This is a genomic window from Actinophytocola sp. (assembly GCF_036402745.1).
Classification (GTDB): Bacteria; Actinomycetota; Actinomycetes; order Mycobacteriales; family Pseudonocardiaceae; genus Actinophytocola.
In genome coordinates this window covers 1-9,885 of record NZ_DASWSJ010000040.1, presented here as the reverse complement: position 1 = coordinate 9,885, position 9,885 = coordinate 1, and the positions used below count along the sequence as shown (strand labels likewise).

At 69.9% G+C, this 9,885-nt stretch carries 10 protein-coding genes; 8 read left to right on the top strand and 2 right to left on the bottom strand.

All coding sequences use genetic code 11. The features are described from left to right. Positions 1 to 445 (bottom strand): helix-turn-helix transcriptional regulator (locus tag VGD70_RS04155; protein ID WP_331078269.1); only part of this gene is annotated, 445 nt, incomplete at its 3' end. A gap of 186 nt (positions 446 to 631) precedes the next feature. On the opposite strand from VGD70_RS04155, the gene VGD70_RS04150 reads away from it, so the two are divergent. The 3 genes from VGD70_RS04150 (at position 632) to groL (ending at position 4,685) form a co-directional block, all read left to right on the top strand. Continuing rightward, positions 632 to 2,509, top strand: a complete 1,878-nt coding sequence (locus VGD70_RS04150; RefSeq protein ID WP_331078267.1) for a toll/interleukin-1 receptor domain-containing protein — start codon at positions 632 to 634, stop codon at positions 2,507 to 2,509. A 165-nt stretch (positions 2,510 to 2,674) separates the two neighbouring features. Next, positions 2,675 to 2,968 (top strand): co-chaperone GroES, encoded by a 294-nt coding sequence (gene groES, locus VGD70_RS04145; protein WP_414637886.1) that lies wholly within the window; start codon positions 2,675 to 2,677, stop codon positions 2,966 to 2,968. A 79-nt stretch (positions 2,969 to 3,047) separates the two neighbouring features. Continuing rightward, on the top strand, positions 3,048 to 4,685 hold the full coding sequence (gene groL, locus VGD70_RS04140; protein ID WP_331078263.1) for a chaperonin GroEL: 1,638 nt from the start codon (positions 3,048 to 3,050) through the stop codon (positions 4,683 to 4,685). A gap of 320 nt (positions 4,686 to 5,005) precedes the next feature. Here the strand turns inward: groL and VGD70_RS04135 are convergent, their stop codons facing one another. Continuing rightward, the gene (locus VGD70_RS04135) at positions 5,006 to 5,305 is read right to left on the bottom strand and encodes a WhiB family transcriptional regulator (RefSeq protein ID WP_331078262.1); all 300 of its coding nucleotides are present in this window, start codon (positions 5,303 to 5,305) and stop codon (positions 5,006 to 5,008) included. 268 nt (positions 5,306 to 5,573) lie between these two features. Here VGD70_RS04135 and VGD70_RS04130 point away from each other — a divergent pair, with 268 nt between their 5' ends. The 5 genes from VGD70_RS04130 to VGD70_RS04110 all read left to right on the top strand — a co-directional run bounded on the left by VGD70_RS04130 (position 5,574) and on the right by VGD70_RS04110 (position 9,824). Next, positions 5,574 to 6,500: a MerR family transcriptional regulator gene (locus VGD70_RS04130; protein ID WP_331078260.1), complete on the top strand. Its 927-nt coding sequence runs from the start codon at positions 5,574 to 5,576 to the stop codon at positions 6,498 to 6,500. Further along, the gene (locus tag VGD70_RS04125) at positions 6,497 to 7,324 is read left to right on the top strand and encodes a hypothetical protein (RefSeq protein WP_331078258.1); all 828 of its coding nucleotides are present in this window, start codon (positions 6,497 to 6,499) and stop codon (positions 7,322 to 7,324) included. Before VGD70_RS04130 ends, VGD70_RS04125 begins: the two co-directional genes overlap by 4 nt. A 121-nt stretch (positions 7,325 to 7,445) precedes the next feature. Then, the gene (locus tag VGD70_RS04120) at positions 7,446 to 8,042 is read left to right on the top strand and encodes a response regulator transcription factor (RefSeq protein ID WP_075129007.1); all 597 of its coding nucleotides are present in this window, start codon (positions 7,446 to 7,448) and stop codon (positions 8,040 to 8,042) included. Between the two features lie 279 nt (positions 8,043 to 8,321). After that, on the top strand, positions 8,322 to 8,894 hold the full coding sequence (locus tag VGD70_RS04115; RefSeq protein ID WP_331078254.1) for a sigma-70 family RNA polymerase sigma factor: 573 nt from the start codon (positions 8,322 to 8,324) through the stop codon (positions 8,892 to 8,894). Then, positions 8,895 to 9,824 (top strand): anti-sigma-D factor RsdA, encoded by a 930-nt coding sequence (locus tag VGD70_RS04110; protein ID WP_331078253.1) that lies wholly within the window; start codon positions 8,895 to 8,897, stop codon positions 9,822 to 9,824. It begins immediately after the preceding gene. The last annotated feature ends 61 nt before the right edge of the window (positions 9,825 to 9,885 follow it).

Here is a 9,885-nt window from a genome sequence, read left to right as displayed (position 1 = left end):
GCCGGCAATAGCGCTCGACGCGAAGGATTTCGTCCTGCTGGATCAGGCCTTCCAGTCCCGCCGAGCGAGAGCTCGCCAGGTCGCGAGCGACGTCGTCGATGCGGTCCGCGAGCACCCGGCCGATGCGGGTCAGCAAGTCCGCGTGTCGGCTGGCGCGGTTCTGCACATCCGCCAGTGCGTGCTCGACGTACCTGGCCAAGGGCCCGTCGTCGATCGGCGCACTCACCGGTTCGCCGAACACGAGGTAGTCCAGGCTGACGCCGAAGAAGTCCGCCAAGGCCACCAGCTTCTGGAAACTCGGCCGGGTGTGGCCGCGGGCGTACTGGGACAGCGCGGCGGCCGTCACGCCGACCGCAGTGGAAATTGCCTGGCGATTTCGGCTGTACCCACCGCGTTCGATCAAGCTGCCAAGCATTTCCTCCAACTTGACTTTCCGGGCGCTCACTTGATCCTCCCAAGTCAACGACCGCTCAACCGGGATGCTTGACCGGTTCGTGACTAGGGCAGCTTAACAAAGTCTGAAGTGGGGCTACATTGCCTCGCTGGACACCGGCAATATCTGCCTTACCATGAGGTCTAGGCAGCTGGATATCAAGCTTTCGATCGGCCGGGTGATCTGCGGAACAAGGCGGTGAACGCGCATGGCGATCTTGGGAATTGGGGTCAGCGCCGAGAGGATCACCCGAGCCCGTGGGGACAGAAATTTTCGACCGAATGGCCGGCGGCTGGACGCGATATCGGGTCCTGCTTCGCAGCAGTTGGATGGAATCCTTCGTGCGAGGGCAGTCCGATGACGACGAACCCGTGCGGAGACACGCACGAGGAGCGCGACGCCCATCAGGTGCCAGATGCGATCACGCAGCGTGTCCAAGGTGGACTGTGTCGGGTCTTCGTTTCGTACGCGCACCTGGACGAGGCCGAGCGGGTTCGGCTGGATGTCCATCTCGCACCGCTGGTTCGCGAAGGGCTCATCGATCTGTGGAACAACCGGGCCATCACGCCGGGCTCGGACTGGCAGCGTGACATCGAGTCCGAGCTCGCCTGCGCGGACATCGTCGTCCTTCTCGTCACCGCCGACTTCGTTGCCTCCGTCTACTGCTTCGAGAAGGAGCTGGCCGAGGCCCTGCGGCGGCATCGGGAGGATGGGGTGCGCATAGTGCCGGTTATCGTCAAGCCGGTGGACTTCGCGAACATGCCCTTCGGCCGGTTCCAAGCGTTCCCGCGGGACCTCAAGCCGATCAGCATGTGGGACAACCCCGACGCAGCATGGCTCGAGGTCGCGCAAGGAGTGCGCCGGGCGGTTGAGGACATCGACCGGTCGCGCACGCCGGTGCCCGCGCAGCGGACCGAGTCGGTCCACGCGCTCGACAGGGACAAGAGCCGGCTGGGTCGCGAGCTGGAGGACTATTACGGTCCGAGCAACTGCGTCGTCGACGGGCCGGTCGCCGAGGACCGCGGTATCGAATGGATCCCGATCGATGAGGATTCCTCCGCCATGCGGTTCGACAATCTCGTGCCGATCAGCGCACGGCACCGCGTCCGGCCGCCCCGGCTGGCGAACGGGCCGCCGCAACGGGCCGGCTTCCGGTTCGGGATCGATCTCATAGCCGAGAACCTCTTCCACAGCGCACGCCGGCATTTCCATGCCGGCGTTCCCGCACTCGCTGTCGGGTGCGCCCGGCTCGGCGACATCCTGGCTGCCCACTACCCGTACGCCTTCGAGATCCACGAGGGCGACGACTGGGCGTTCCTCGCGCAGAGCCTGTTCTACCTGCCCTACCGCATGCACACGGCCCTGCTCGAGGCGACGTTGCTGCGGGTGCGGCGCCGGCTCGCCATGAACAACAACTGCCCGAACGCCGGCCGTGCCGCGCTTCTGCTCGCGGTCGCGAACCTCTACCAGGATGTCGGCGACTGGGCGAAGGCCGAACGTCTCTACGACGAGGTCCTGCTGATCAAGCCCGCGCCGTTCATCCAGATCGCCACGCTTCGCCGGCGCACGGTCGGGCGCTTGTTCACCGGCGCCACCCACGCGGAGATGGACCGGGACTTCCGGCGCGTCGGCGACTACGAGACCAACGCCGACATGTCCGTGTCCCTCGCGATCTCCCAAGGCTGGTGGCACCTCGCCCGCGACCGGCCCGAACAGTGTCTGTCGCAGCTGGACCCGTTCGACTTCGAGGCAGAGGAACCGCCCTCGTACAGCCTCCACAACGCGATCGAGCTCAAGCTGACCCAGGCGTCGGCGCTGACCGCGCTGGGCCTCAGCTGCGGTGCACAGGTCCGGTTCGTGGCGAGCCGGGCCCAGGGCAAGGCACACCTGCGGCCCGTGTTCACCGAGTACATCGCGCCGCTCATGCTCGCCCGGCGGCTCGAGAACGTCATCGAGCCGATTCGCTCCCGAATGATGAGCACTCCGGCGTTGCCCACGGCGCTCGACGCGACCGCCGCCGTACTGTTGGCGGCGCGCGGCACGACCGTCTCGGGCCGACCGATCTGGGTGGACTGAGAAGTACCCTGTGGACCCTCGTTGCACCGTTAGCAGTCGCGTGGGTAGAGTGCCAAACGTACGGCGCCGACACCGCCCCGGCACCCGCGACGGCGGGGTGGCAGGAGCCGCAAGCACGACAGGTAACTGCCAACGCAATCGAGTCGACCCGTGGAGGTCACAGCGGTGAGCGTGAACATCAAGCCGCTCGAGGACAAGATCGTCGTCCAGGCGAGCGAAGCCGAGGCCACGACGGCGTCTGGCCTGGTCATCCCAGACACAGCAAAAGAGAAGCCCCAGGAGGGCAAGGTCCTGGCCGTGGGCCCGGGCCGGATCGCTGACAGCGGCAACCGCCTCCCGGTGGACGTGGCGGTCGGCGACGTCGTCATCTACTCCAAGTACGGCGGCACCGAGATCAAGTACAACGGTGAGGACTACTTGATCCTCTCCGCCCGCGACGTGCTGGCCGTCGTCAACTGACGCCTGGCGTTAGTCACTCACAGCGCCCCGGTGGCCCCCACGGGGTCCCGGGGCGCTGTGTGTCCAAGAAAGGTAGGACATGCCCAAGCAGATCAGCTTCGACGAGGACGCTCGTCGTGCGCTCGAGCGCGGGGTGAACAAGCTCGCCGACACGGTGCGGGTCACGCTCGGGCCGCGCGGTCGGCACGTCGTGCTGGCCAAGAAGTTCGGTGGCCCGACCGTCACCAACGACGGCGTCACCATCGCGCGCGAGATCGAGCTCGACGACGCCTTCGAGAACCTCGGCGCCCAGTTCGCCAAGAACGTCGCCACCAAGACCAACGACGTCGCCGGTGACGGCACCACCACGGCCACCGTGCTCGCGCAGGCGATGGTCCGGGTCGGCATGCGCAACGTCGCGGCCGGGGCCAACCCGACCGCGCTCGGCCAGGGCATCCAGCTCGCCGCCGACGCGGTCGTCGAGATCCTCAAGAGCAAGGCCACCCCGGTCAAGGGCCGCGACAACATCGCCCAGGTCGGCACGGTCGCCTCGCGCGACGCGTCGATCGGCGCGCTGCTCGGCGAGGCCATCGAGAAGGTCGGCGAGGACGGCGTGATCACCGTGGAGGAGTCCTCCACGCTGGCCACCGAGCTCGTCATCACCGAGGGCGTCCAGTTCGACAAGGGCTACATCTCCGCCTACTTCGCCACCGATCTGGAGGCGCAGGAAGCGGTGCAGGAGAACGCCGCGGTGCTGCTGCACCGGGAGAAGATCTCCTCGCTCAACGACCTGCTGCCGATCCTCGAGAAGGTCGCCCAGGCCGGCAAGCCGCTGCTGATCGTCGCCGAGGACGTGGACGGCGAGGCGCTGTCGACGCTGGTCGTCAACTCGGTGCGCAAGACGATCCGCGCGGTCGCGGTCAAGGCGCCGTACTTCGGTGACCGGCGCAAGGCGTTCCTCGACGACCTCGCGGTCGTCACCGGCGCCACCGTGGTGTCCAACGACCTGGGGATGAAGCTCTCCGAGGTCGACCTGGACGTGCTGGGCAGCGCCCGCCGCGTCGTGGTCACCAAGGACGAGACCACGATCATCGACGGCGGCGGCAACAAGGCCGACGTCGAGGCGCGCGCCGAGCAGATCCGCAAGGAGATCGAGGCGACCGACTCCGACTGGGACCGGGAGAAGCTGTCCGAGCGGCTGGCGAAGCTGGCCGGCGGCGTGGCGGTCATCCGGGTCGGCGCGGCCACCGAGACCGAGCTGTCGGAGCGCAAGCACCGCATCGAGGACGCGGTCTCGGCCACCAAGGCCGCGGTCGAGGAGGGCATCGTGCCCGGCGGCGGCTCGTCGCTCGTGCACGCGGCCACCGACCTGGCGAAGCTGAGCGAGTCGCACTCCGGTGACGTCGCCACGGGCATCGCGATCGTGCGGGAGGCGCTCGTCGCGCCGCTGTCGTGGATCGCGGCCAACGCCGGCTTCGAGGGCCCGGTCGTCGTCTCCAAGGTGCGCGAGCTCCAGTGGGGCCACGGCTTCAACGCCGCCAAGCTCACCTACGGTGACCTGCTCGCCGACGGTGTCGTTGACCCCGTCAAGGTCACCCGGTCGGCGGTCACCAATGCGGCGTCCATCGCGCGGATGGTGCTCACGACCGAGGCGTCCGTGGTGGAGAAGAAGGAAGAGGAGCCGGAGGCCGCTGGTCAGGGCCACGGTCACGGGCACGGTCACGGCCCGGGGTACTGACACCTTCTATACAGAGCAACGCGAACGCCGCGTCCGGGACATCCGGGCGCGGCGTTCGCCGTTTGGGAGATGGTGACCCCGCGGGCGGGCCTGGCTGTGGTGGGTCATGTGTTTCGGGGATGGTGACAGCTGCGGGCAGACGGCTGGGATGTGGCGTTCGCGTGTGGCCGGGATGGTGGATGCCGCGCGAAAGTTGGGTGTGGCCGGGATGGTGGGCGGCGCAGCGGGGGTGGACGTGGCGTTCGCTGTTCGGGATTCCTGCCGGGATGACGAACGCCGCGTCCGGCGGGTGCCGGGCGCGGCGCTCGGTCGATCGTTGATCAGGTTGCCACGGCTAGTGTGCGTTTCTCGAGCTTGATGATGGCCTCCCGCTCGCCCTCGGACAGGCCGCCCCAGATGCCGTATGGCTCGTGCACCGCCAGCGCGTGCTGGCGGCACAGCTCCAGCACGGGACACGCCTGGCAGATGGCCTTGGCTCTGGCCTCACGTCGCGCTCTGGCCGGGCCGCGTTCCCCATCGGGGTGAAAGAAGAACGCACTGTCCATGCCGCGGCAGGAACCATCGAGCTGCCAGTCCCAGACGTCTGCGTTGGGACCTGGGAGCCTGCGAGTGTCCGCCATGGTGACCGCCTCCCTCGCCGGAAGTTCGTATGAACCGACTACTCCATTCGGTGCAGCGGAACCAACGCTAGAACCGCGCCAATGCTTGTTCAAGAGTGATCGACTCATTGGCCTGCACTTTCAGCCGATCGATTCGCCAGGTAGACGCAGCGTGTTCGTCGATCCAGTTGCCGGACGCTTGTGATCACCCGACGATGGGAGGGTGGCGACAAAGGTGGGCGATCATGGCGGTGCTTCGCTGATTGTCGGCGACGAGCCGCGGGACCCGGTGACCGATGACAGGGAAGAGGACGAGCCGACCCTCCCGGTCGCGGCCGTCGCCCGGCGGCTGGGGGTCGCGCCGGCCACGTTGCGCACCTGGGACCGCCGCTACGGCATCGGTCCGCGCGAGCACACCACCGGCCGCCACCGCAGGTACGCGCCGGCCGACGTCGCCCGGCTCGAGCTCATGCAGCAGGCCCTCCTGCGCGGCGCCACCCCGGCCGAGGCGGCGGGCTACGCACTGCGGCACGCGCCGGCCCCCGAGGTGCACGTACTCGCTCCGCGTGAGTCGCGGGAACAGGGCATCCCGGCGGCCGGCCCCCGCTCGAGCGCGGTCGTCGGGCTCAGCCGGGCCGCCCTGGCCATGGACGCGGTCGCCACCCAGCAGCTCATCGCCGACCGGATCGCCGACCTCGGCGTCGTCGCGGTCTGGGACGACGTGCTGCGGCCGGTGCTCTCCGCGCTCGCCGCCCGGTGGGTCCAGTCCGGCGAGTGCGTCGAGGTCGAGCACCTGGTCCACGAGTGCGCGCTGGCCGCCATGATCGGCGCGACACCCGTGGTGACCGCGCCACGCAACCCGCGCCCGGTCCTGCTGTGCTGCGCGCCGGACGAACGACACAGCCTTCCTCTGTATGTACTGCGCGCCGCGCTCGCGGCGGCCGGCATCGGGACCCAGATGCTGGGCGCCGCGCTGCCGGCCGAGGCGCTGGCCGCCGCGGTCCGCCGGACCGGGCCGGCCGCGGTCGCGGTCTGGGCGCAATTGCCCCGCCACGGCGTCGCCGACGTCTTCGAGCGGGTGCCCCGCACGCGGGCCCGGGTGCGGCTGTTCGCCTGCGGCCCCGGCTGGTTCACCACCGACCTCCCCGATCGGGTGGACCGGCTCGAGGACCTCGCCGGCGCGGTCCACCGGATCGAGTCGCTGGTCGGCGCGTGACGGACTTGGCGGACGCGGCGTTCGGTGACCGGCCGGACCTCGCCATCACCCGAACGCCGGCCGACCCTCGGCAACAGTGGCTCGCCGCCGTCGTCCTCGGCGGCCAGGGGCGGTACGCCGCCGCTGTGACCCTCCTCGACCGGCTGCGCACCCACGCCGACCCGGTGCTCGCCGCGCTCGCGTCCGCCGCGCTCGCCTCCCACCGGCGCCAGCTTGGCGGCCACGCCGACGCCCGGGTGCTCGACGCCGCCGGACACGCCCGGCTCGCCGGACTCGCGGACACGCCGGCGGTGGCCCAGGCACGGTCGGACGTCCTGCTCGGGCTCGCCGCCGACGCGGTCGGCGCCGCTCGGCTGGGCGAGGCCCGCCGGCTCGTCGCGGTCGCCCGGCGGCAGGAGGCGGGCTGGCGGGGGGCCGTTCGCAACGATTGGGTCTCAGCGGAGATCGAGCTGAGCGCCGGCCGTGCCGAGGAGGCCGTCCGGTTCGCCGAGCCGGCCGCCGAGCGCGCGGCCGCGGAGGGCTCGGTCCGGCACCGGATCAAGTCCGGGATGGTGCTCGGGGCGGCGCTCGCGGCGCGGGGGACGACCGGCCGGGCGGAGGAAATCGTGCGCCGCGCGCTTGCCGATGCGACGGATCTGGGTCTGTTGTCGCTGGTCTGGCCGGGTGCGTTGATCATGGCCGAGCTGGATGCCACCCGAGCGGACCAATTTTGTCGGTGCGCGGGCATAGCCTTACACAGCGTGTTACGTCGGGCGGACCCAGTCGGACGCAGGCTCGCCGAGCGCTCCCCGTGGGTGCCTCGGCTCGCTGGCCCAACTGGGTGACGGGGTGGGTACGGACATCTGGGCGAACTGGTCGGAAGAATTACCACCAGATCGTGTCAAGGTTCGCGCCGAAGCGTCCGATAGGGAGGAGTACGTCACTCGGCTGCAGGAAGGAGTCCCCGTGACGACGGTCTTGATTTGCGACGACCGCCGCGGCGTGCGGGAAGGCTTGACCCGTGTCATGTCCGCGGTTCCAGGGGTTAGTCGCATCGACTGCGTAGCGCACGGTGACGAGCTGCTCGCCAGATTCTCCCGCGCTCCGGTCGACGTCGTCCTCGTCGGCACCCAACGTGCGGTGCCAACCGGGGTCGAGGCGACCCGTCGCCTGGTTTCGGCCAACCCGCAGGCCAACGTGATCGTGTTCGGTGCTCCCGACGACGCCAGCAGCATCGCGGCCGCCATCGCCGGCGGTGCGCGCGGCTACCTCCGCTGGGACGCATCGCGGCCGGAGCTGGTGGCCGCGCTCGCGCACACGCTCGCGAGCACCTCGGTGCCCGCGCCGCGGCAGCCGTCCGACCCGGGCGTTCAGCTGACCGACCGCGAGCTCCAGGTGCTCCGCGGCATGGCCATGGGCAAGAGCAACGGCCAGATCGGCCGCGAGCTCTACCTGTCCGAGGACACGGTGAAGACCCACGCCCGCCGCCTGTTCCGCAAGCTCGGCGTGCGCGACCGCGCGCAGGCCGTCGCGCACGGCTTCCGACGAGGTCTCGTTTCGTAACCTTTCCAACGCACGGCGAACCGAACGACGCCACCCGCACGCCATGCGGGGAGGGCGTCGTTCAGCGCGTTCGGGGTTCAACTGGGACGGTCGGCGGGACGGCGTGTAGAGGGCCGATCACCCAGAGGAATGGTGGACGTGTCGCTCACCAGCGCATAAGGGAACTGTTTGTGGTGCGCGGTACGGTGGGTGACACCCCGGCGAGGGATAGCACGTCCCTCACCTAGTGTGATGTTCGACTGACCGTACCTGCACGTAACACTGAGGCTGCTCGCTGCGATGACCACATTGGGGGACGGACTGGACGCTTCAGTTGGCGCTGCCGTCGAAGGCGATCCACGCGCCATTGACCGGGTGCTTGCGTCCATCCGGCCTCTGGTCGTGCGGTACTGCCGCGCGCGTGTGGGAAGGCAGGAGCGTTCGTTCGCTTCGGCAGACGACGTCGCACAGGAGGTGTGTCTCGCGGTGCTAACGGCCTTGCCCAGCTACCGCGACCAGGGGCGACCTTTCCTGGCCTTTGTGTACGGCATCGCCGCACACAAGGTGGCGGACGCGCATCGTGCCGCTGGGCGTAACCGATCGGAGCCGGTTGCCGACGTTCCAGATGAACCGGAGACCGATGCCGGTCCGGAGCAACGTGCCATGCAGGCCGACCTCAGTCGGCGGATGAACGATCTGCTGGACGTGCTCCCGGACAAGCAGCGGGACATCGTCCTGCTGCGAGTGGTCGTCGGACTCTCGGCCGAGGAGACCGCGGAGGCGGTCGGCTCGACGCCGGGAGCGGTTCGGGTGGCACAGCACCGCGCACTAGCCCGGTTACGGAAGACGTTGTCAGCGGAGGAGGTGGTCTGAATGGGTGATCGAGGGGATCGAGGCGAGCTGGGTACCGGTTTGCCACAGGATGACCGGCCGGCCGAGGCCGCTTCCGACTTCGACTTCGACCTCGCGTCGGTGCACGCCGACGACGAGTATCTCGACCTTCTCGGCGGCGCGAGCCTGGAGGATCCGAACGGGGCGCCGGACGACCAGCTGAGCGCGCTGCTGATGGCGTGGCGCCAGGACGTCGAGACCGAGCCGATCGGCGAGCTCGTCGACGAGAAGCTCGCCACCGTCACCGTGCAGGCCGCCCGGATGCGCCGCAAGCGCCGCCCGCGGCTGCTGGTGCCCGTGGCCGCCGCGGCCGCGGTGCTGGCCATCGGTTTCGCCGGCATGGGGCTCGCCGCGCAGAACGCCCAGCCGGGCGACACGCTGTGGGCGCTCACCAAGGTGCTCTACGCCGACCACGCGCGTTCGGTCGAGGCCGCCGAGGCGGTCCGGGCCGACCTGCGTGAGGCCAAGGCCGCGCTCACCGAGGGCAACCTCGACGAGGCCAAGTCCAAGCTCGAGGCCGCGCACGCGGCGCTGCCCACGGTGTCCAAGGACGAGGGCAAGGCCGAGCTGGAGAAGCAGCACCGGCAACTGGTCGCGCAGCTGCCGGGCAGCCCGTCCGGTGAGGCGACGTCGCCGCCGCAACCCAACCCGAGCACCGCGCCGGACAACTCCGGCACGGGCGCGAACCCCGGCAGCGGCACGGGTTCCGGCGATCCGCAGCCCTCGACCCCGCCGACCACGACCGAGCCGCCGCCCACGACCGTCACGCCGCCGACGACGACCGTCACGCCGCCCACGAGCGAGACCCCCCGTAGCGAGACGGGCACCGGCGTCCCGGCCGGCGACCCTGCGGCGGCGCCGCTGGGTGCCCAGTCCCTCCCCGGCAACACGGCGACGGTGCCTGCCGGCTGACCGGTCACCCGCGAGCTAGGCTTGCGGCCATGATCGCAGGTCACGTGTACAGCCAGGCCCC